The organism is Ochrobactrum sp. WV_118_8, from assembly GCF_039631535.1.
In the GTDB taxonomy this organism is placed as follows: Bacteria; Pseudomonadota; Alphaproteobacteria; order Rhizobiales; family Rhizobiaceae; genus Brucella; species Brucella anthropi.
The window spans coordinates 12,592-34,244 of record NZ_JBDIUZ010000001.1 but is presented as its reverse complement, the minus strand read 5'-3'; the positions used below and the strand labels follow the sequence as shown (position 1 = coordinate 34,244).

The window sequence follows — 21,653 nt, the reverse complement described above, 5'->3', positions numbered from 1 at the left end:
TCAGGCCTTGGTGATGCGCTTCTTCCAGTAACGAATCTGGCGACGCACCTCCTGCGGGGCCGTGCCACCGAAGGACTGACGGCTTTTCACTGATTTCTCGACCGTCAGATAGCCGAAAATCGCATCCGTGATGCCCGGATGAATCGACTGCAGTTCCTCAAGTGAAAGCTTCGCCAGATCAACCTTGCGGCTTTCAGCCAGAGCGACTGCGCGACCGGTGACGTGATGTGCCTCACGGAAGGGAAGCCCCAGTTCACGCACCAGCCAGTCGGCGAGATCGGTCGCAGTGGAATAGCCTGAACCGGCCGCCTTTTTCATTGATGCTACATTGATCGTCAGGTCGCGCACCATGCCGGCCATGGCGGCGATGGCGAGTTCCAGGTTTTCAGCTGCATCGAAGACCTGTTCCTTGTCTTCCTGCATGTCCTTGGAATAGGCGAGCGGCAGGCCCTTCATGATGGTCAGAAGCGCGACCAGCGAACCGTTGATACGGCCTGTCTTGGCGCGAACCAGTTCTGCTGCATCCGGGTTTTTCTTCTGCGGCATGATCGACGAGCCGGTGGAAAAGGCATCGGACAGCCGCACGAAATTGAATTGCGGCGTCGACCAGATGACGATTTCTTCCGCAAGGCGCGAAAGATGACCGGCGCAGATGGCGCCAAGCGACAGAAACTCCAGCGCATAGTCGCGGTCGGAAACGCTATCGAGAGAATTGCGGGTCGGTTCGCGGAAGCCAAGCGTTTTGGCGGTCATGTGGCGGTCGATCGGGAAGCCGGTGCCTGCAAGGGCTGCAGCACCCAAAGGCGATTCGTCCATACGTTCGATTGCGTCACGCACGCGCGACAGGTCGCGACCGAACATTTCGACATAGGCCATGCAATGATGACCAAAAGTGACAGGCTGCGCGGTCTGGAGATGGGTGAAACCCGGCATGACCGTCGCCGCATGTTCTTCGGCGCGTTCCAGAAAAGCTTCGATCAGATTCTTGAGGGCGGCGGCGGTCTTTTCCAGTTCCTGCTTCACCCAGAGGCGAAAGTCGACGGCCACCTGATCGTTACGCGAACGGGCGGTGTGGAGCCGTCCGGCGGACGGGCCGATCAGATCGGCAAGCCGCGCCTCGATGTTCATATGAATGTCTTCGAGCTTGCGCGAGAAGGTGAACTTGCCGTCCTCGATTTCCTTGAGGATGGTTTTCAGACCATCTTCGATTTGTCGATGGTCTTCTGCCGCAATAATGCCTGTCTTTGCCAGCATGGCTGCATGGGCGAGCGAGCCTTGAATATCCTGCGCATAGAGCTTGCGGTCGAAGCCGATCGATGCATTGATCTCTTCCATGATCGCATCGGGCCCTGAGGCAAAACGGCCGCCCCACATCTGGTTGCTTGATTTTTGTTCGCTCATGCTCATATGCCCCGAGTGACGGTTTGGCGGAATATTGGAAAGAAGTAACGCGACATGGCAGAAGACAACGAAAAGGCGAATTCCGAACAGCAGGCGAAATCGGGAAATCGCAAGATCGTCCTTCTTGCCGCCCTTGCCGGTGTCATTGCCGGTATCGGGGCGGTATACGTGATGGAGCGCCCTTCTGGCAATGTGGTTGCCCAGAATGTTTCGACGAATGTTTCAGCGGAAAGCGATGAAGCTTCGGCGCAATGCGTGTTGAAAGCGGATAAGCTTAAGGCACTTGATACAGCTGCGACCGGGGGCGTGGCGGCGATGCGTGCCGCTGAAAAGCCGATTTCCGTCTCGCATATTGCTTTCACAGGCCCGGACGGCAAGCAGATGACTCTCGGCGATTTTAAGGGCAAGACACTGCTGGTCAATCTCTGGGCGACGTGGTGCGCGCCATGCCGCGAGGAAATGCCCGCTCTCGACAAGCTCGAGGCCGAAAAAGGCGGGGCCGATTTCGAGGTCGTCGCAATCAACATCGACACCGGCTCGGATGACAAGCCCAAGGGCTTTCTGAACGAAATTGGTATCAAGAATCTGACGCTACACCGGGACGCTTCCATGTCGAGCTTCAACGAACTGAAGCGCGAGAATCTGGCCTTCGGCCTTCCGGTGACGCTGCTGGTCGACAAGGACGGCTGCCAGATTGCATCCATGAACGGTCCAGCACCTTGGGATAGCCCGGAAGCGACTAAACTCATCGAAGCGGCAAAGAATCTTTAGCCTCGACAAACGACGAAATCAGTGGCTTGCTCCCTTTTCAAGAGAGGGAGCCGCCCATGAGCCTTGAAGTCTGGCTTGCATTTTCCGCCGCGTCCATCGTGCTTCTGGTCATCCCGGGGCCGACCGTCTTGCTCGTCGTCTCCTATGCCTTGGGTCAAGGTTGGAAAGCGGCTTTCCCGATGGCTGTCGGTGTCGCCCTTGGCGACTTTACCGCGATGACGCTTTCCATGCTTGGCGTGGGTGCGCTGCTGGCAGCGTCGGCAACCGTGTTCACCGCCGTTAAATGGGCAGGTGCCGCTTATCTGATCTGGCTCGGCATAAAACTGTTTCGCGCTGGTGGAACACTTCATGCCAGTGCCCGACACGACAAGGTGCATCCGGCGCGGATGCTGGTTCATGCGTGGCTCGTGACAGCGCTCAATCCGAAGAGCATCACCTTTTTCGTTGCTTTTCTTCCGCAGTTTCTTAGCCCGCACCGGGATTTCCTCACCCAGATGCTGGTTTTCGAAAGCACGTTCCTCGTGCTCGCTTTTCTCAATGCCTTTGCCTATGCACTTCTGGCGACCCGCGCACGCCGCTTCTTCTCAAGCGAACGCGCGCTGCGCATTTTCAATCGGGCTGGCGGAACATTGCTGATCGGTGCTGGCGTCGCGACCGCCTCAATGCGATCAACCTGAGACGAAACCCGCACGTTTTAGCCGGACGATGGCAAGATCAAGTGCGGAAAGGAATGCAGAGCGGTCCTTGGGCGAAAATGGAGCGGGTCCGCCTGTAACTTCGCCTGCGGAACGCAAACTATCCATTAGATTGCGCGTCGCCAGCGTGTTGCCGATGGTGCTTTGGGTGTGAACGCGTCCGTTCGGTGCGATCACCGAAGCGCCTTTTTCGAGCGAGCGGCTGGCCAAAGGAATGTCGGCGGTAATCACGATTGCACCCGGTCGCGAATTCTCGGCGATCCAGTCGTCGGCCGCATCGAGCTTGTCCGATACGATAACCCGTTCGACACGCTCCGCATCGCGGGGAATGGCAATGAAACTGTTGGCCACCAGCATGACCGGCAGATTGTGCCGTTCCGCCACGCGATAGATTTCAGCTTTCACCGGGCAGGCGTCAGCATCGACGAGAATGCGGATGGTTTCAGGTTCAATGTTCATGCCGCTTCATAAAATGCGGGCGGCTGTTTGGCAAATTCAACGCTGCGATCAGTTTTATGCGATAGGCGTTTGCCGCAAAGCGGTATAAGGCGGGCCGCGAAAGTGAGAGTTCTGCCATGGCCGCCCGTTTGTTCCCCATCATGTTTGTCCTGCTTTGGGCCACCGGTTTTATCGGAGCCGGGCTTTCCATGCCTTATGCCGAACCATTTACTTTCATGGCGGTGCGTTTTTCCATCGCGGCTGTCATCATGACACTTTGGGCGCTGGCGAGCCGGAGTATCTGGCCGAAAGGCGATGTGCTTCTTCATGCGGCGATTGCCGGTTGTCTCATCCACGGCGTTTATCTTTCCGCCTTGTTCTGGGCCGTTCACCACGGCCTGCCTGCGGGAATGTCAGGTCTGGTGGCGGGCCTTCAGCCGATGTTGACCACGCTGATTGCGGCCATTCTTCTGGGAGAACGAGCGAGCGGGCGGCAATGGACGGGGCTTCTGATCGGTTTCTGCGGCGTCGCCATGGTGGTATGGCCGAAGTTTTCGGCTGGCAGCGGTGTCGATCCGAAAAGCCTGGCGGCGGCATTTTTGGCTGTGGTGGCGATCAGCACTGGCACAGTCTGGCAGAAGCGGTTCGGCACGGCTGGTGATCTCAAGGCCGGGACGGCGGTGCAATATATCGCTGCGGCCATTTTGACTGCTATCTGTGCCTTTGCTTTCGAAACACGCGTCATGATCTGGTCGCCATCGCTGATCTTTGCGCTGGTCTGGCTGACGCTCGCCATTTCTATCGGTGCCATTCTGGCGCTTCTCGTCATGATCCGCGAAGGCGCAATGTCGAAAGTCGCATCGTTGTTTTATCTGGTGCCCGGCACGGCCGCGATCATGGCCTATCTGATTTTTGGTGAAACGCTGTCGGCAATCCAGATTGCAGGTATGGTGGTGACGACGCTCGGCGTTGCACTGACTACTTTACGTCGATGAGCTCGGGTTGTTGTTCGCGCTTGCGAAAAATCATAATCGCGGCGTTTATTTCCGCACCGATGATGAAAATTGCTGACAGCATATAGAGAAAGACGATCGCCACCATGATGGAGGCGAGGCCCGCATAGGTCGTTACATAGGTGGCGAAAGTTTCCAGATATTTTGCAAAGGCCATTGCGGCGGCAAGCCAGGCGATGAGCGTGATCAATATGCCGGGCAGGATATCGCCGAGGCTGCGCCGTCCGGCTGGAAGCCAGATATGCACCATGAACAGTGCCAGAACCAGAACCCCCACTGCCACAGTATAGCGCCAGAAGGCAATCGTGCCTGTGAACGGCGCTATATCGGGAAACCATTGTTCGGCAAGACGCACGGCAAGCGGGGCCAGAACCAGCAGAAAGCTGATTGCCATCAGGCTCAGAGTGCCGACGAGAACGAAGCCCAGACTTTGCAAGCGGCAGAAAATGATCGAGCGCTGGTCGCTGACGCGATAGGCTCGGTTGAGCGCGATGCGCAGCGCCTCCACGCCATTGGAGGCAAAATAGGCGGCTGCGATGACACTGAGCGTTAGCAGTCCGCTGCGCTGCACGGTCAGCACGTTCATCACTTCGTTGGCAATTGGGGCAGCGATGTTCGACGGCCACATATCGAAGATGACATGCACCGCCGTATCGGCGAATTCCTTGGTGCCGAGAAAGCTTGCAAGCGTGGTGGCAAAGATGAGGAACGGAAACAATGCCATCAAGCCGGAAAGGGCAATATGGCTGGCGAAGGCCCAGCCATCGTCCGAACTGAAATGACCGATGACATCATAGGTGATCTGACGGAGAAAACGTCTGATTTTTCGCATCCGCAGATTTGTCCCTCAAAGCCTTGGTCGGTATTCGATAGTGTTCAGCCGGTGTTTCAAGGCCTTAAATCTAGCATTGGTCTGCGGATTGCAAGGGCGGGACCCGTTTTAAACCGGAGCCGAATCAAGCAAGCTTGGCGAAACGGCAGCGGGAAACGAACATATGGCTCCGGCACAAACCGGTCAGAACCGACAGCGTAATATCATTATCACCGGCTGTTCCTCCGGTATCGGTGCCTATTGTGCCGAAGCACTGCACAGTCAAGGCTGGCGCGTCTTTGCGACCGCCCGCAAGGATGCGGATATTGCGGCACTCAAGGCAAAGGGAATGGAAGCCCATTATCTCGACTATACGGAGCCGCAGTCGATCGCGGTCTTAGCCGATGAGGTGCTGCGCCAGACGGACGGCAAGCTCGATGCCCTGTTCAATAATGGTGCTTATGCTCAACCCGGCGCGATAGAGGACTTGCCGGTCGAAGCCTTACGCCAGCAGTTCGAAGCCAATTTCTTCGGTTGGCACGACCTTACCCGACGCTTGGTTCCGGTCATGCGCAGGCAAGGGCATGGGCGCATCGTGCATTGCTCGTCGATCCTCGGTCTCGTGCCGATGAAATGGCGCGGTGCTTATGTGGCGTCAAAGTTTGCGCTTGAAGGGCTGATGCTTGCGCAGCGCATGGAGCTGGAAGGTTCCGGTATCGATGTGTCGCTGATCGAACCCGGCCCGATTGCTTCGCGCTTCACTTACAACGCCGCCAGCCATGCTAGAGCCAATATAGACATGGAAGCTTCGGTGCATCGCGAGCTTTACCAGCGCCAGATGGCGAAACTGGAAGGTGGCGGTACAAAATCCAAGAACAAGCTTGGACCGGAAGCCGTCTATGCTGTACTGCTTCATGCATTGGAGGCGTCGCGTCCCCGCCCGCATTATGTGGTGACGAGACCGGCGAAACTTGGGTCACTGGCACGACGTCTGATGCCTGCCCGCTGGCTCTACCGGATGCTGTCCGACCAGTCATGAGGTCAGGGACGGTGCGCATGGGAAGGAAATAAAATGGACGTTCTGTTCAAGGGCGCGGCAATGGTGGCCATGTTTGCTGTGGCCGTCGTTCTGATCATCGGTCTGCGCAACATGATGCGCGGCGGTGACGGCAATTTCTCGAACAAGATGATGCAGCTGCGTGTTTTCCTGCAGTTCATTGCCATCGTTCTGATCGTTGGTGCGATCTATTTTGCCCGCCAGAAAACTGGCCAGTAAATATGGTCAAGCTCAACAAGATCTATACCCGCACGGGCGACAAGGGCACGACCGGACTTGCCAGCGGACCACGGCGGCTGAAGTCGGACCTGCGCGTCGAAGCCTATGGCACGGTGGATGAAACCAATGCCTGCATTGGCATGGCGCGCCTTCACACCGGCGGCGAAGATAATCCTCATGCGCAAATCGATGCCATGCTGGGTCGTATCCAAAATGATCTTTTCGACCTTGGCGCGGATCTTTCGACGCCGGATGATGGCAAGCCGCTGGCCTATGAACCGTTGCGCATCGTCGCATCGCAGGTTTCGCGTGTGGAAGCCGATATTGATCTCCTCAATGCCGATTTACAGCCGCTGCGTTCGTTCATTCTTCCGGGCGGTTCGGCGGCATCTGCCGCGTTGCATCTCGCTCGCACGGTTTCACGCCGGGCCGAGCGCCTGATGGTTGCGCTTGCTCGCGTCGAAGGAGAGGTCGTTTCGGCGGAGGCTTTGCAATATATCAACCGCCTCTCCGATTTTCTGTTCGTGGCGTCGCGAACCGTCAACGATAACGGCGCGCAGGACGTTCTCTGGGTGCCCGGCGCCAACCGCTAATCAGACGCCACGTCTGTTGCCCCAGATCAGCACGTGAAGCTGGGGCAGGACGTGCGCTTCGTACCAGCCATCCGCAATTACCTTTTCGACCAGCCATTCCATTCGCCGCATGATGCCGTCGATATCGATTGCGGCATCATGTGCTTCGGGCGGCGGCGGTGTGTGATTGCCGGGCTGGAGATAGACCGGTAGACCGGAATATTGACTGGCTACATCTTTCGCGAAGGCATAATCGGCATCGTTAAAGATGACGAATTTCAGCACCGTTCGCGGCGTTGTGCCTGCAGCCTCGACACAGGCCGCCAGCGCGTCGAAATCGGAGCTCATGCCGCTTGAAGGTGGTTTTGGGCTCAGTACCAGTGTGTCGAGCGCGGAAAACCAGTCTTGCGCGACCGATCCTTGGGTTTCCAGTGCAAAGCGATAGCCTTCGGTCTTGCCGTGCTCGATCAAGGGCCCCAGCGGTTGAATGGCCGGATTGCCGCCCGAAAATGACACTGTTAGTGGCTTATTTCGGGAAAGTGTCGTCACTTCACCCCAAATCGCTTCAACACTCATCGCCTTCCACTCGTGGCGAAAGCGGCTTTCGACGGCGTGCAGGCTGTCGCACCAGACGCAGCGATAATCGCAGCCACCGGCTCGCACGAAGACGGTCGGCTCACCGATCAGCACACCTTCGCCCTGTATCGTAGGGCCGAAAATCTCTGCGATGCGTATTTGCTTCACGGTCTGTAATCGGCCCATGTCTTGGGCGTTTCACTGACCCGCACGGCGGAAATTTCCGGCCAGCGCGCATAACACCATTCGAAAAAATGCCGGGCAAGGGTTTCAGCCGTGCTCTGGTCGTGACCCAGAACATCGTTGAGATGGCGGTGGTCAAAACAATCATCGATGTAGCGCTTGAACGGTGCCAGCTCATGATAATCACGGACAAAGCCGTGCTGGTTAAGATCGTCAGCCGAGAGCTCGACCTCAACAATATAATTGTGGCCGTGCAGGCGGGCGCATTGATGATCGTCCGGGAGGCCAGTCAGTTGATGCGATGCGGAGAAATGAAATTCCTTGGTAATGCGAAACATCAGGCGTTCCTCTTCTCGATTGCCGAGCGCCAGAAATCCGCATCTTCATAGAGGGTCGGGTCTTGGATGCCGGCGAGATGGAAGGCTTCGCGTCGCTCGACGCAGGTGCCGCAGCGTCCGCAGTGATGTTCACCGCCCTTGTAGCAGGACCAGGTCGCTGCAAAAGGCGTACCGTATTTTGCGCCGTCGATAACGATGTCGGCTTTGGATGCGTGCACATAAGGCGCGAGCAGTTTTATGTCTGCATAACCGTCCAATGCATGGTTCTGCATCGTCTGGAAAGCATCGATAAAACCGGGGCGGCAGTCGGGATAAATGAAGTGATCGCCGCCATGGACGGCAAGGGCTATCGCCTCGGCTTTTTGGGCAGCGGCTACGCCGAATGCTATTGCCAGCATGATCGCATTGCGGTTCGGAACGACGGTGATCTTCATCGTTTCTTCGGCATAGTGTCCGTCCGGCACATCGATATTGTCAGTGAGGGCGGAGCCGGTCAGGCTGGCACCGATGTTGGTGATATCGATGATCTGGTGGGGAACGCCGAGCCTTTCGGCGCAGGCTTTGGCCGAATCCAGTTCCTTTTTGTGACGCTGGCCATAGTCGAAGGAGAGGAGGGCGGTGAGTTGGTGTTCGGTTGCTATTCTGTAAGCAAGCGAAACGGAATCGAGTCCGCCGGAGCAGACGACGAGCGTTTTCATAAGTCAGGGTTCCTTGTTTTGACCGGGTAGGCTGCGACCGGATTGCGAGGCGTTACCTAAAGCATGGCGCATCGCTTGTAAACGACATGAAAACGGGAGGTGTCGGGTTGCTCGGTTTTGGAATGACCTCTTGTCAGAATAAATTGATTTTAATCGATATAGCGGCCTGTGCCTGATTGACGTGCACGTCAACCGTCTTTAGGTTTCGTGCCGGTTCCCGGCGGATAGGCAGCGCATTTGCGTCATAACCCAAGTTGCGCTGGTGCCGCTTTCATGTCGGATTTTGACATGCGGGTGGGAGTTCACGGCGGCATAGTCGTGCTGCAAGAGTCATTGAAGAGGTAATCGCGGATGAAAGTCCTTGTCGCAGTGAAACGGGTTGTCGATTACAACGTAAAGATCCGTGTAAAGGGAGACGGTTCGGGCGTTGAGCTTGCGAACGTCAAGATGTCGATGAACCCTTTCGATGAGATCGCGGTTGAAGAAGCGATCCGTCTGAAGGAAGCGGGCAAGGTGACGGAAATCGTCGCGGTTTCGGTCGGCCCGGCACAGGCACAGGAAACACTGCGCACGGCCCTTGCCATGGGTGCGGATCGTGCGATCCTGGTGAAGTCGGACGAAACGGTTGAGCCGCTTGGCGTTGCCAAGGTTCTCAAGGGCGTGGTCGATGCGGAAAAGCCGGATCTCGTCTTCCTCGGCAAGCAGGCAATCGACGATGATTCCAACCAGACTGGCCAGATGCTTTCGGCCCTTCTCAACTGGAGCCAGGCGACGTTCGCCTCGAAGGTGGAACTGGGCGACGGTTCGGCCAAGGTAACGCGCGAAGTTGATGGTGGTCTCCAGACCATCGACGTGAAGCTTCCGGCTATCGTTACGGTCGATCTTCGTTTGAACCAGCCGCGCTATGCGTCGCTGCCGAACATCATGAAGGCCAAGAAGAAGCCGCTTGACGAGAAGTCGCCTGCCGATTTCGGCGCCGACATTGCGCCGCGTCTCAAGGTCCTGAAGACTGAAGAGCCGGGTGGCCGCAAGGCTGGCGTGAAGGTCGGTTCAGTTTCTGAACTGGTCGAGAAGCTCAAGGCCGACGGCGTACTCTAAAGAAATCGGAAGGGACGATATAAATGGCTATTCTTCTTATTGCCGAACATGACAATGCAACCCTTTCCGACCAGACGGCGAAGGCGCTGACGGCAGCTGCCCAGATCGGCGGCGACGTGGATGTTCTGGTTGCAGGCAAGGGCGCGAAGGCTGCAGCCGATGCCGCCGCCAAGCTCAAGGGTGTGCGTAAGGTTCTGCTCGCTGAAAGTGATGGACTGGAAAACCGTCTGGCCGAGCCAACGGCCGCTCTCATCGTGGAACTGGCAGGCAATTACGACACGATCATTGCTCCGGCAACGACCTCGGCCAAGAACATCCTGCCGCGCGTTGCAGCGCTTCTCGATGTGATGCAGTTGTCCGAAATCATGGAAGTCGTGTCGGCTGATACGTTCAAGCGTCCGATCTATGCGGGCAATGCGATCCAGACGGTGCAGTCGACAGACGCCAAGAAGGTCATCACCGTTCGTACGGCTTCGTTCCAGGCGACTGCTGAGGGTGGTTCGGCTGCAGTTGAAAGCGTCAATGCAGCAGCCGATCCGGCGCTGTCGAGCTTCGTCGGCAATGCATTGTCGGATTCGGACCGTCCGGAACTGACCTCGGCCAAGATCATCATCTCCGGCGGTCGTGCGCTCGGTTCTGCCGAAAAGTTCCAGGAAGTGATCCTGCCGGTTGCCGACAAGCTTGGTGCAGCGGTCGGCGCAAGCCGTGCTGCAGTCGATGCGGGCTACGCGCCGAACGACTGGCAGGTTGGCCAGACCGGCAAGGTGGTTGCCCCGGATCTCTACATCGCCGTCGGAATCTCTGGTGCGATCCAGCATCTGGCCGGTATGAAGGACAGTCGCGTGATCGTGGCCATCAACAAGGACGAGGAAGCGCCGATCTTCCAGGTGGCCGATTACGGCCTCGTCGGCGATCTCTTTACGATCCTGCCGGAACTGCAAAAAGCGCTTTAATCGATCAGAAAGCGGCGGGCTAGTCCCGCCGCTTTTTCATTTGGAAAGCCTTCTGATACGAAAGCGCTGTTTTGCTTTTCTCTGAATGAGGGCTGTATCCGTCTCGGGCAGAATTGGTATAGTGAAGCATTTCCAGCAAAAGTGCGAAGCGGTTTTGCGTTGGACAATGCGAAAAGACAAAGACAGAGCATTTCCAGCAAAAGTGCGAAGCGGTTTTGCTGGGGGTAATATGTAAGAACAAAAGTTAGAGCATATGCTCTCGGCCTCGGCTCTGTTGTGGGGCGGCTGAATGAAGGAGTTATGACTGTGGCAATCAAGACGGTAGGGGTGGTCGGCGCAGGACAGATGGGCAGCGGTATTGCTCATGTATGCGCGCTGGCCGGGTTCGATGTGCTTCTTCACGATGCGGCAGCGGACCGGCTGGAAAAGGGCATCGCCACCATCAATGGCAACATGGCGCGTCAGGTTGCCTCAGGCAAACTGCTGGAAGACCAACGCGCAGCGGCGATGAAGCTTATCCGTCCGGCAAATTCCATGGAGGATCTGGCGGGTGTCGATCTAGCCATCGAAGCGGCAACGGAAGACGAAACCGTCAAGCGCAAGATTTTTGCGCAGCTTTGCACGGTTCTGAACCCCGAAGCGATTCTCGCAACCAACACGTCGTCGATCTCGATCACGCGTCTCGCATCCACGACCGACCGTCCAGAGCGTTTTATCGGCATTCATTTCATGAATCCCGTTCCTGTGATGAAGCTTGTCGAACTGGTGCGCGGCATCGCAACGGATGAGGAAACCTTCCGCAAGTCGAACGATTTCGTGACCGCGCTTGGCAAGACGGTAACCGTTGCCGAAGATTTTCCGGCCTTTATTGTCAATCGCATTCTGTTGCCGATGATCAACGAGGCCATCTACACGCTTTATGAAGGGGTCGGCAGCGTCGAAGCTATCGATACAGCCATGAAGCTAGGCGCCAACCACCCGATGGGGCCGCTACAGCTCGCCGATTTCATTGGTCTCGATACCTGCCTCTCCATCATGCAGGTTCTGCACGACGGGCTGGCGGATTCCAAGTATCGCCCGTGCCCGCTTCTGGTCAAATATGTCGAAGCAGGCTGGCTGGGACGCAAGACGGGTCGCGGCTTTTACGATTATCGTGGTGAGCATCCGGTTCCGACGCGGTAAGGCGCTTGAACTTTTGAGCATGAAAGGCCGGTTAAAACCGGCCTTTTCTAATTGTGGCGACAATTCGCGACCTGTGGAAAAGCTTGAACATCCTTACCATTAACTTACCCTTAACCATAAGGGTTCAGAGCTTATTCATCTTTGATTGTTAAAGTTTTCATTAAGATGTTCGGAAATGGACAACGTTTCAGAGCCCGGTTAGTCGGGACAGGACGGGCATCCATTCCGAACAGCATGTTTTTTGACGAAGGTGAAGACGATGAGCATTCTTGTTCAGCTGCGTGACAGCGTTAATGTCATCCGCGAGTTCGTTGCACCGAGCTACAGGCCCGAGCGCCATTATATGCGCGGGCCAGGCCCGGCTTGCGCCGCACGCACGCACCATTGATATGAGCGCTTAAAGCCTCCGTTTGCTTGGCGAACGGACCGGCATTTAAAAAAGTAAAGCCAGAACGGTTCACCGCTCTGGCTTTTGTTTTTGGCCACCGCGTGTGAGTGCGGATTATTCCAGACCTTCAAACAAAGCCGTCGAAAGATAGCGTTCGGCAAAGGACGGAATGATGATGACGATGTTCTTGCCAGCGTTTTCCGGGCGCTTGCCGATTTCAACAGCGGCGGTCAGAGCCGCGCCGGAAGAAATGCCGACGGGAATGCCTTCGAGACGGGCCAATAGGCGCGCATTGGCAAAAGCGTCTTCGTTGGAGACCTGAACGACCTCATCATAGATGCTGGTATCGAGCGTCTTCGGGGCGAAGCCTGCGCCGATGCCCTGAATTTTGTGCGGGCCGGGTGCGCCACCGGAAAGTACCGGTGAATCCTTCGGTTCCACGGCGATCACCTTGAAGGACGGCTTGCGCCCCTTGATGACCTGACCGACACCGGTAATCGTGCCGCCGGTGCCGATGCCGGAGATCAGGATATCTGCTTCCCCATTGGTGTCGTTCCAGATTTCCTCAGCCGTCGTGAGGCGATGGATTTCCGGGTTGGCCGGATTTTCGAACTGCTGCGGGATGATTGCGTTCGGGTTGCCTTCCGCAATGGCTTCCGCTTCCGCAATAGCACCCTTCATGCCTTTTGCGCCTTCGGTCAGAACCAGTTCGGCACCGAGAAGCTTCAAAAGCTTGCGGCGTTCCACCGACATGGTTTCCGGCATGGTGAGAACGAGGCGATAACCCTTGGCCGCAGCGGCAAAGGCAAGGGCAATGCCGGTATTGCCGGAAGTCGGCTCGACGAAGACTGTCTTGCCCGGCACGGCGCGACCGTCGCGTTCCAGAGCTTCGATCAGCGCCAGACCGATACGGTCCTTCACACTGGCCAGAGGGTTGAAGAACTCCAGCTTGGCCAGAAGATTGGCTTCCACGCCCTTTTCCTTGGCGAACTTGTCAATGCGCACAAGCGGTGTATTGCCGATTGTGTCGAGGATGGAATCGTAAACGCGGCCACGGCCTGCGGTCTTACCAGCTTGTGGTTCGTTCAGGGGCTTGTTCATGGCGTGATCTCCCTATTTGTCGCGCAAAGTTTAAGAGGAAACTGCGCAAAAGCATAGTTGGGTACGTGCGCCCGACACATCAAGTTTAGAAATTTATTCTTTATAATTGAATAAATTGGAAGTAAATTCCATCATAATTGGGAGGGAGCGTATTAGCTTGGGGTAAAGCTTGATTGATCCGCGTCAATGCGTTGCGACGGGGAGGCGCGCATCATCGGGTATCAGGCAGCCAGGAGAACATGAATGTACAAGAACATATTGATCGCAACCGATGGATCGGAACTCGCTGAGAAAGGCGTCGACCAAGGCGTTGCGCTGGCCAAGGAAACAGGCGCAAAGGTTATTTTCGTGTCCGTGACCGAGCTTCTGCCATCCTATGGCATTGTGGTTGCGGCTGAATGGGCGTCGAGCCCGGCGGCATTTCAGGAATATCGCGAGGCTATCACCAAAGCGGCCACCGAAATCCTGTCGAAGGCCAAAGCCAAGGCAATGGAAATCGGCGTCAGTGCTGAGGCCGTGCATGTCGAAAATCAATCTCCGGCGCAGGGCATTGTCGAGGCTGCGAATGCCAAGAATGCCGATCTGATCGTCATCGCATCACATGGCCGTCGCGGCGTGAACAAATTATTGCTAGGAAGTCAGGCAGCTGAGGTGTTGTCGCTCAGTACCGTGCCGGTGCTGGTCATCAAGTAATCGACGGCTATGCGCGCCTCTGCCGGCATCGCAGCGATTTCTCTAAAAGGCATAACAACGCAAGAAGATTCCTGAATACCTCTGTTAAGCTCCTCCTGTCCGAATACGGACGGGAGGATTTTCTCAAGGAGGTATTCATGACTGCGCCACGGCCTTCAAAGACCATGTTGGGCAATCATCCGCTTCATCCCGAAACGCAGATGCTCAATTATGGCTACGACCCGGAGCTTTCCGAAGGAGCGGTCAAGCCACCGGTATTCCTGACGTCGACTTTCGTTTTCAAGACTGCCGAAGACGGACGCGATTTCTTCGATTTCGTTTCCGGTCGCAAGGAACCGCCTGCCGGTGTCGGTGCTGGTCTCGTCTATTCCCGTTTCAACCATCCCAACAGCGAGATCGTTGAAGATCGCCTCGCGGTCTATGAAGGCACCGAGAGCTGTGCGCTGTTTTCTTCCGGCATGTCGGCCATTGCCACGACGCTGTTTGCTTTTGCACGCCCGGGCGATGTCATTTTGCATTCGCAACCGCTCTATGGCGGCACGGAAACGCTCCTTGCAAAGACGTTTCTCAATTTCGGCGTTGAAGCCGTTGCTTTCGCCGATGGCGTGCACGAAGCCTCGATAGAACAGGCAGCCGACGAGGCTGTTCGCAAGGGACGTGTTTCGGTGATTCTGATCGAGACGCCTGCCAACCCGACCAACAGCATTGTCGATATTGCCGCCATCCGGCGTGTCGCGGAAAAGATTGAACAAAAGCAGGGGCATCGTCCGATCATTGCTTGCGATAATACCCTGCTTGGGCCGATCTATCAGAAGCCTCTCGACCACGGTGCTGATCTTTCGGTCTATTCGCTGACCAAATATGTTGGCGGGCACTCGGATCTGATTGCCGGGGCTGTGCTGGGTGCCAAGGCTGTTGTAAAGCAGGTCAAGGCATTGCGTGGTGCGATCGGTACGCAGCTTGACCCGCATTCATGCTGGATGCTGGGTCGCTCGCTTGAAACGCTCGGACTTCGCATGGAACGCGCCAACAACAACGCGCAGGCAATTGCGGAATTCCTGCGCGATCATCCGAAAGTGGAGAAACTGCATTATCTCCCATTTGAGGATGAGAATTCGGACGTTGGTGCTTTGTTCAAACGCCAGTGCAGTGGTGCGGGGTCGACTTTCTCCTTCGATATCAAAGGCGGGCAGGCGGCGGCATTCCGCTTCCTGAATGCGCTTCAGATATTGAAGCTTGCTGTCAGTCTCGGCGGTACGGAATCGCTTGCAAGCCATCCTGCCGCGATGACCCATTCGGGCGTTCCCGTCGATGTAAGAGAGCGTATCGGTGTGCTGGAATCAACGATCCGACTTTCCATCGGCATAGAGCATCCGGACGATCTGATTGCCGATCTGGTGCAAGCGCTCGAAGCGGCGTGAAAACCTTATGCGACGGAAAGCAGCGGGCGGTTGTCGGTGCTTTCCCCAAGAATGCCCCGATGCTAAATCCAGTACGGTAAATTGAAGACATATTGGAGGGATTATGAGGGGCAAATTTATACTAGGCGTCGGAATATTACTGGTGCTCACAGCTTGTACGACCAATCGCATTCCAGAAAAACTCAGGACCGATCTTCATCTAGGGGAGGCGGGGTATTTCAAGTCGCGTTGCCCTCAATACAAGAAAATCGATACGAAGGGCGCAGTGATTGTCTATTGTCTGGCAAACAAGGCTTACAACAGGGGGTGTAATCCCGATCAGGTCGCAAGAAGCTTCATTGATGGCACGCTGGAAGGTTTCAAAAGCGCCAAACTACGCTATCAGAATGTATCCGATAAGAAATTGTGTTCCATTGCCGAGAGCAAGTACGGCGCGAATGGAAGTGAAATGAAACAGCTGCTGAAGCGCTGAGAGTATCGATTGCGGAGGTGTATTTTATGCCTTCGCAGTTTTCCAACCTGGATAATTGATAAGAATGGTGCGGGTGGTCGGAATCGAACCGACACTCCTTTCGGAACCGGATTTTGAGTCCGGCGCGTCTACCAGTTCCACCACACCCGCACATTTCTGCCGAAGCAGTTCGATATGGTCCAAAGGGACAGCGGGTTGGGATATACCGGCTAAACGAAACGAGGTCAATTGCTCAAAAGTGCAGCTTTCACTCCTCTTCAGACAGACGGCTGAAAGGGTAAGAAGTAATGGCGTGTGATTCAATCAACCGCTCATCGTCACGGCAGCGTTCCAGTCAACAAGCCCGTTCCTGATCGTGTCAGGCGCAGCAGGCTTTATGTGGTTGCGCGGCTTTGAGATAAGCCGCCGTCATCTATCTGCGCAAGTTCGCTTCAACCAGATTCCAGAAGACCAGCAAGGCGATGAAACCCAGCAGGACGTAATCCAGCGTGCTGACATAGTGAAAATATTCCATAGCGCATCTCCTTCCCCGGGAGGGCGCGATAGCGTTTGAGCCAGACGGAAGCTTTTATAATTATCCGGGCTTCGGACACTTGTTCAAAGTGCCGGATTGCACCGGTGCGGACCTCCTCTTCCGCCTGTCCATGCGCTCTCCCACGGCAAAGTGTATCACGCTTTGTCGGATGGCTCAAATTATTGGTTTGGCTAATATAATCAGCTATCTGCGCGCGATGCCAAATGTCCTAGTTCGACGTTGCGACATTGGCTTTCCGGCAGTTGGCAAAGCGGTCGAGCGCCTGATCATAGGCTGACGTTTTCACGCCCATCATGCCGATGACCGTGTGGAACAGATTGTCGTGCGAAGAAGGGGCGGCAGCATCCTGTTTGACGCAAGCCGTGTCGAGCCTGGTGGCGTTCGCATAGTCCGGCGAGAACCACGCGACGAATGGGATGTGTGTCTGGACGTCAGGCGCGATGAAATAGGGTGCTGCATGCAGATAAAGGCCATCTTCGCCCAGCGATTCGCCATGGTCGGACATATAGATCATGGCGGGGGCAAAACGGTCTTCGCTTGCCTTCAGGACGTTGATGATCTCCGACACTATGTGATCGGTATAGAGGATCGAATTGTCGTATGCATTGACGATCTGGTCCGTCGTGCAATCGGAAAATTCGCTCGTGCGGCACTCAGGCTTGAACTTGGCGAATTCTGGCGGATAACGCCGATAATAGGACGGTCCGTGACTGCCGGTCATATGCAGGACAATGGTGGCGTTGCCGTTTACGTTCTTCAGGTGGTCACGGAGCTGGTCGACCAGAATCTGGTCGAGACATTCGCCGCCTTCGCAATATTGCGCATCGTTTGAATTCTGCAGGTCGACCGTCGGTATGCGGTCCGAAACGCCCTTGCTGCCGGTATTATTCTCGTACCACGCAACCTGCACGCCGGCATGATTAAGGAGGTCCATCAGATTTTCCGAGCTATGGAACTTGGAGCTCGAATATTCCTCGCGCGGAAAGGGCGAGAACATACATGGCACGGAAACGGAGGTGTCCGTGCCGCAGCTTGTTGTGTTTGGAAAGGTAACGATATCCTGCTGCTTCAGTTCGGGATTGGTCTCACGCGGGTAGCCGTAAAGGCTGAAATTCTGGGCGCGTGCCGTTTCGCCCACCACGATAACGGTCAGGAGCTTCTTGCCCGACGCAATCGGCGGCAGCACCTGTTTTGCATCGAGGCCGAGCGGCTGCATGACGATCTGCCTGTCATTCAGGTCACGCACGATATATTGCACGGTGCTCTTGAGCGGTGTGCCGGGCATCAGCCGTTCCATGATGTCGGAGCGGTGTTCGCGGTACATCGAGGAGAAGCTGCCGTAATCGGAGCCGATAAGTGCGATTGCGACAGCCAGGCAGACGATGATCGAGACAGTATTGACCAGAAGCTTTTGCAGCAAAGGCCGGTGTTTCACACGGACCCAGAGGATGAAAAGCGTGGGAACGACGGCATAAAGCAGGATATGCAGCAGAAAGCCCGTCGTTATCAGATGACCCGACTCTGCCTTTGTCGTTGTGAGCGTCGCCTCGACCACATTGCGATCGATGATCGTGCCGAAAGTATCCGTAAAATAGGACCCACCTGCGGCGACCCATATTGCGAAAATGAGAACAGGCTTGATGACATATTTTGCCGAGAAGGCCATCAGCACGGCGATATGGATGAGAAGGATGGCCGCTGCCCCAACAACCAGCTTTTGCGGATGGTCGGAAAAGTAGGCGATCAGCCGCTGCCAGAAGGAGCTATTGGTGAAAGCGAGGAAATAAAATGCGGTCAGGACGCAAAGCGTGCCGCTGGCGATAGTCGGGCGTGGAAACCGCATTCCTGAACCTTCAAAATTCCGAAGTGGCTGTTGAGGATGGAGCTTCGCAGGGCTTCCGCAAAACTGCAATCGCAACATTCTTGCCGGATAATCCAGCATCGGAGATTCAGGACAGCGATTTCAGGGCTTTTTTAAGGTCGCTTAAACTCGCCCCTATTTCCTCTCAGTGAAGCTGCGGATGCGATTGCGCACAATGCGGGCCAGATTGCGGGTTCGCTGATAAAGATGAATCTGCGAGGCAGCCTGACGGACGAGCTTATCCGTGGACGGGTTGAGGCCAATCACCAGCGTTTCGATTGTCTCGCGCTTGTCGAACAGCCGCATCATGACTGGATGATCGGGGACGGCGCAGGAATCTGTGCGGTTGATGTTCGGATCGTTCAGATGGTTCTTCACGACTTCGATCATGAGCAGTACGCCGGGCGACCAGGCGTTCAGGCTTTCGTCATAAGCTGTTTTCCAGGTCCAGGCTTCTCCTGAAACCGTAAATACGATCAAAATGGCGATAACCCGTCCGTCGAGCTCAAGCGTGTGCACGCGCACGCAGTCGCGTTCAGCAAGATTGTTGACTGCCTCGCGGGCGAAAGCCGCGCGAAACCGGTCGACTGCCATGGCGGTGCCGCGTTTGCCTTTCCAGCCACTCGCTTCCAGCGTCAGGAAATGTTCGAACGCGTGACGCACATCGTCGGGCGTGCGGGCGACGCGATAGGCAAGCTCGCCCTTTTCGGCCAGCCTGCGCCACAGGCGATTGTAATCCCGGCGATGGTGTGCACCGATTGCTTGCTTGATATAGGCGTCGCCGTCCAGATCGCTCTCGAGAAAGGGACGCTCCTTCTGCTCTATGGCGACCAAAGGCAATTGACGGCCCACCGCCACAGAACGGATCAGTTTTGCCGCCGGGCCGTTAGCCCGCATTTCCGGCAGCACAAGCACATCAGGCAATTTGAGATGCCTGCGCGCCAGAATGTCGAACAGGTCTTCCAGCACGCCGACAGGGTCATCGTGATCGATCAGTGGCGTGCCCTGCGGTCCGAATGGTGTCGACCATGCACGGATCACAGGCGTCGATAGCGGCAAGCCGGGACGTTCGATCGTATAGGGCATGACGAAGCGCAGGCGGCTGCGGATTTCGTTTTCGTCGCGCATGACCATGAAGCGAACTTCGCGATCCTCAAGGCGCGGCATGGCTGGCGCCAGAAACCGTGCATTGAAGAACACATTCGGTTCGACGGTCCGGTTGCTCAAGTGATCGAGTTCGTCGCGCAGTTCGAAGCCTGCGGCAGCGCCATAGATCGCCAGCTTGCGCGGTATATCGCGGCTGTGAAGGCTTTCCTCCAGCTTTTTGACAGCTTCGTGCGCCATACCGCTCTCGGAGAGTTCCGAAACGATGTGAGCTGCATTTCCGCCTGCCGATTCTTCAAGCAAAGGTTTCGCGGCCATTACAAAGTCCCCTCCGAGGTCTTGGTACGGTCTCGTGGAATGAGAATGAACATGGTTATGTGCAAGGTGCGTGATACGGCTGCCGAAAGAAGTGCCGCTTCCATCAGCATGGCAATAGCTGTCGAAATGGCGGCGCCTGTCAGGCCGAAGCGTGGTATCAGGACCAGATTGAGAATGACGTTGACAGCAAGTGTCACGGCATAAAGGAGCGCGCAGATATTCTGCTTTCCCGACATGTTGAGAAGGCTTTCCGCCGGGCCGACGCTGGCACGTGCGATCACTCCAATGATCAGAATGAACAGAAGCGGATAGCCCGCTGTGAAGGCTGGACCGAAAAGCCGCAGGAGCGGATAGCCGGTGAGCAGAATGACTGCGCCGAGGAACAGCGTCGGCCAGAATGTCCAGCGGACGGACGCTTCGGCGAAGCTTGCAAATTCGGCGCGATCACCGCTGTGCAGCAGGTCCGAGTAGCGCTGCGCGACACTGGCTTTCACGGCGAAATAGACGAAATGCGCGAGCGCCATGATCTTCGTTGCCGCAAAATAGATCGCGACATGCTCGGGGTCGAGCGCGTGGCCAACCATCAGAACATCGACATTGATGAGTAGGAAGAAAAAGCCTTCCACGAGGAAAATCGGCAGGGCAACTTTCATCCATTCGCCAAGACGCTGGTCACGCGTTGCGGCGGGAATATCTTTTTCCAGTGAGCGGTCGACGGTCAGAAATTGTCCGACGGTGGTTAGCCACGTTGCGGCAATCGATACTGCCAGCGCGATAGTTGCACTGGAAGGTAGTCCCGCTTCATGTGCGATGATCATGAACAGGAGAACCAGAAGTGGGCGGACGATATAGCTTGGCGTCAGTGCCATCATCACCCAGGTGCGCGAGCGCGCAATGCCATCCAGCATATTGCCGAGCGTAATCATTGGCAGGCAGATGAAGCCGAGGATGAACGGCACGAGATAATAGCTTGTGACATGGTCTTTGAGCAGGAGCAGCAGGCCCGCACCCAGAAGCGCGATAAATGTAGCGGCTGCAAAAGCGAAGACGCGTCCGGTCCGGATGATCCCGCGCACGAGGCCGAACATCTGACGCTGCATATATTCCGGTACGAAGCGGATAATCGTGGTGTGCAGTCCGAAACAGGCCAGATCGCCGATAATTATCATGGTCAGCCAGACGAGGACGAAGATGCCGTACTCGAATTCCCCCATCCAACGGGCGAGAATAACCTGAGACAGGAGAGCAATAGCAGCGCTCGCAACGCGCACGGAAAAGGCGACGAGGGAAGAGCGCTGTGCGCTTGCCTGCGGTCCGCTATCCGTAAGCACGGCATCCAGCCGCTCCGTCACGGGACGAAGCGTGGCTGCGATCCTGCCGGGTAGAAACCGGCTCGCCGTTTCAGCTGCCGAAAACCGCACTGTTTGCCAACCCTGTCTTTGCAAGCCTCTTGGGACCTGCTTGTTTAGCACCGGATAACCCGGCTTTCACGCCTATGCTTTGTTGGTCATGAGGCGCATGAAAACCTTAGACAGGAGTTCTTTATAAAGAGAAAAAGAAAAAGTCTAATCTGCCGAAGGTCGCAAGACTTCAAGGAATGGTGAGTATTTTCTAAACGGCATCTATATTTGAAGCATCTAAAATAAAGCAAGTCATACAACTGCTCGCGGTGCATATCGACGTCCATCGTGTGCTAGAAAACACAAACCCCGGCAAATGGCTTGCCGGGGTTTGTTCGATAGATGCGATGATGAG

The 21,653-nt window shown here is 56.0% G+C and carries 23 protein-coding genes and 1 tRNA gene; 13 read left to right on the top strand and 11 right to left on the bottom strand.

Features of this window, described 5'->3' with window-relative positions; all coding sequences use genetic code 11:
* Complete coding sequence (gene argH / locus ABDF71_RS00185) at positions 1–1,401, bottom strand: argininosuccinate lyase (protein ID WP_010657529.1); 1,401 nt, start codon at positions 1,399–1,401, stop codon at positions 1–3.
* A 54-nt stretch (positions 1,402–1,455) separates the two neighbouring features.
* On the opposite strand from argH, the gene tlpA reads away from it, so the two are divergent.
* The gene (tlpA, locus tag ABDF71_RS00180; RefSeq protein WP_500060754.1) at positions 1,456–2,172 is read left to right on the top strand and encodes a thiol:disulfide interchange protein TlpA; all 717 of its coding nucleotides are present in this window, start codon (positions 1,456–1,458) and stop codon (positions 2,170–2,172) included.
* Positions 2,173–2,228: 56 nt separating this feature from the next.
* Complete coding sequence (locus tag ABDF71_RS00175) at positions 2,229–2,849, top strand: LysE family translocator (RefSeq protein WP_029929738.1); 621 nt, start codon at positions 2,229–2,231, stop codon at positions 2,847–2,849.
* Here ABDF71_RS00175 and ABDF71_RS00170 read toward each other — a convergent pair.
* Entirely contained in the window at positions 2,841–3,326 is a 486-nt protein-coding gene (locus ABDF71_RS00170) for a YaiI/YqxD family protein (RefSeq protein ID WP_012091181.1), read from the bottom strand. The genes ABDF71_RS00175 and ABDF71_RS00170 overlap by 9 nt on opposite strands.
* Before the next feature lie 116 nt (positions 3,327–3,442).
* Between ABDF71_RS00170 and ABDF71_RS00165 the strand changes: the two genes are divergently transcribed.
* A complete protein-coding gene (locus ABDF71_RS00165) occupies positions 3,443–4,300 on the top strand; it encodes a DMT family transporter (protein WP_500060751.1) in 858 nt (285 codons plus the stop codon).
* Here the strand turns inward: ABDF71_RS00165 and ABDF71_RS00160 are convergent.
* Complete coding sequence (locus ABDF71_RS00160; RefSeq protein WP_010657524.1) at positions 4,284–5,150, bottom strand: YihY/virulence factor BrkB family protein; 867 nt, start codon at positions 5,148–5,150, stop codon at positions 4,284–4,286. The two genes, ABDF71_RS00165 and ABDF71_RS00160, sit on opposite strands and share 17 nt — an antisense overlap.
* 163 nt (positions 5,151–5,313) lie before the next feature.
* Between ABDF71_RS00160 and ABDF71_RS00155 the strand changes: the two genes are divergently transcribed.
* The 3 genes from ABDF71_RS00155 to ABDF71_RS00145 are packed head-to-tail and all read left to right on the top strand — an operon-like array spanning position 5,314 to position 6,998.
* Positions 5,314–6,168, top strand: a complete 855-nt coding sequence (locus ABDF71_RS00155; protein WP_500060749.1) for an SDR family oxidoreductase — start codon at positions 5,314–5,316, stop codon at positions 6,166–6,168.
* Positions 6,169–6,201: 33 nt separating this feature from the next.
* Positions 6,202–6,405 (top strand): twin transmembrane helix small protein, encoded by a 204-nt coding sequence (locus tag ABDF71_RS00150; protein WP_010657522.1) that lies wholly within the window; start codon positions 6,202–6,204, stop codon positions 6,403–6,405.
* A gap of 2 nt (positions 6,406–6,407) precedes the next feature.
* Positions 6,408–6,998, top strand: a complete 591-nt coding sequence (locus ABDF71_RS00145) for a cob(I)yrinic acid a,c-diamide adenosyltransferase (protein ID WP_151645420.1) — start codon at positions 6,408–6,410, stop codon at positions 6,996–6,998.
* Here ABDF71_RS00145 and queE read toward each other — a convergent pair whose 3' ends face one another.
* Genes queE through queC form a run of 3 tightly spaced genes read right to left on the bottom strand, consistent with a single transcriptional unit; the run spans position 6,999 to position 8,772 of the window.
* Positions 6,999–7,739, bottom strand: a complete 741-nt coding sequence (queE, locus tag ABDF71_RS00140) for a 7-carboxy-7-deazaguanine synthase QueE (RefSeq protein ID WP_500060746.1) — start codon at positions 7,737–7,739, stop codon at positions 6,999–7,001.
* Positions 7,718–8,074: a 6-carboxytetrahydropterin synthase QueD gene (gene queD / locus ABDF71_RS00135; RefSeq protein ID WP_500060744.1), complete on the bottom strand. Its 357-nt coding sequence runs from the start codon at positions 8,072–8,074 to the stop codon at positions 7,718–7,720. Before queD ends, queE begins: the two co-directional genes overlap by 22 nt.
* Positions 8,074–8,772, bottom strand: coding sequence for a 7-cyano-7-deazaguanine synthase QueC (gene queC / locus ABDF71_RS00130; protein WP_010657518.1), 699 nt, complete (start codon positions 8,770–8,772; stop codon positions 8,074–8,076). Before queC ends, queD begins: the two co-directional genes overlap by 1 nt.
* Positions 8,773–9,123: 351 nt before the next feature.
* Between queC and ABDF71_RS00125 the strand changes: the two genes are divergently transcribed.
* The 4 genes from ABDF71_RS00125 to ABDF71_RS00110 all read left to right on the top strand — a co-directional run bounded on the left by ABDF71_RS00125 (position 9,124) and on the right by ABDF71_RS00110 (position 12,393).
* On the top strand, positions 9,124–9,870 hold the full coding sequence (locus tag ABDF71_RS00125) for an electron transfer flavoprotein subunit beta/FixA family protein (protein WP_010657517.1): 747 nt from the start codon (positions 9,124–9,126) through the stop codon (positions 9,868–9,870).
* 23 nt (positions 9,871–9,893) lie between these two features.
* On the top strand, positions 9,894–10,823 hold the full coding sequence (locus ABDF71_RS00120; protein ID WP_010657516.1) for an electron transfer flavoprotein subunit alpha/FixB family protein: 930 nt from the start codon (positions 9,894–9,896) through the stop codon (positions 10,821–10,823).
* 306 nt (positions 10,824–11,129) lie between these two features.
* The gene (locus ABDF71_RS00115; RefSeq protein ID WP_029375798.1) at positions 11,130–12,005 is read left to right on the top strand and encodes a 3-hydroxybutyryl-CoA dehydrogenase; all 876 of its coding nucleotides are present in this window, start codon (positions 11,130–11,132) and stop codon (positions 12,003–12,005) included.
* Between the two features lie 259 nt (positions 12,006–12,264).
* Positions 12,265–12,393: a hypothetical protein gene (locus tag ABDF71_RS00110; protein ID WP_255362115.1), complete on the top strand. Its 129-nt coding sequence runs from the start codon at positions 12,265–12,267 to the stop codon at positions 12,391–12,393.
* A gap of 114 nt (positions 12,394–12,507) precedes the next feature.
* Here ABDF71_RS00110 and cysK read toward each other — a convergent pair whose 3' ends face one another.
* Complete coding sequence (cysK, locus tag ABDF71_RS00105; RefSeq protein ID WP_010657514.1) at positions 12,508–13,494, bottom strand: cysteine synthase A; 987 nt, start codon at positions 13,492–13,494, stop codon at positions 12,508–12,510.
* Between the two features lie 243 nt (positions 13,495–13,737).
* Between cysK and ABDF71_RS00100 the strand changes: the two genes are divergently transcribed.
* From ABDF71_RS00100 to ABDF71_RS00090, 3 genes are all read left to right on the top strand, one after another.
* Positions 13,738–14,187, top strand: a complete 450-nt coding sequence (locus ABDF71_RS00100; RefSeq protein WP_010657513.1) for a universal stress protein — start codon at positions 13,738–13,740, stop codon at positions 14,185–14,187.
* A 137-nt stretch (positions 14,188–14,324) separates the two neighbouring features.
* Complete coding sequence (locus ABDF71_RS00095) at positions 14,325–15,608, top strand: cystathionine gamma-synthase family protein (protein WP_500060739.1); 1,284 nt, start codon at positions 14,325–14,327, stop codon at positions 15,606–15,608.
* A 103-nt stretch (positions 15,609–15,711) separates the two neighbouring features.
* A complete protein-coding gene (locus ABDF71_RS00090; protein WP_500060737.1) occupies positions 15,712–16,080 on the top strand; it encodes a hypothetical protein in 369 nt (122 codons plus the stop codon).
* A gap of 65 nt (positions 16,081–16,145) precedes the next feature.
* On the opposite strand, the gene ABDF71_RS00085 is transcribed toward ABDF71_RS00090, so the two are convergent.
* The 4 genes from ABDF71_RS00085 to ABDF71_RS00070 form a co-directional block, all read right to left on the bottom strand.
* Positions 16,146–16,230 (bottom strand) — tRNA-Leu (locus tag ABDF71_RS00085).
* A 593-nt stretch (positions 16,231–16,823) separates the two neighbouring features.
* The gene (locus tag ABDF71_RS00080; RefSeq protein WP_500060735.1) at positions 16,824–18,458 is read right to left on the bottom strand and encodes a phosphoethanolamine transferase; all 1,635 of its coding nucleotides are present in this window, start codon (positions 18,456–18,458) and stop codon (positions 16,824–16,826) included.
* A gap of 153 nt (positions 18,459–18,611) precedes the next feature.
* On the bottom strand, positions 18,612–19,898 hold the full coding sequence (gene bspF, locus ABDF71_RS00075; RefSeq protein WP_010657510.1) for a type IV secretion system effector crotonyl transferase BspF: 1,287 nt from the start codon (positions 19,896–19,898) through the stop codon (positions 18,612–18,614).
* Positions 19,898–21,319, bottom strand: coding sequence for a lipopolysaccharide biosynthesis protein (locus ABDF71_RS00070; RefSeq protein WP_036563224.1), 1,422 nt, complete (start codon positions 21,317–21,319; stop codon positions 19,898–19,900). Before ABDF71_RS00070 ends, bspF begins: the two co-directional genes overlap by 1 nt.
* Positions 21,320–21,653 lie beyond the last annotated feature (334 nt).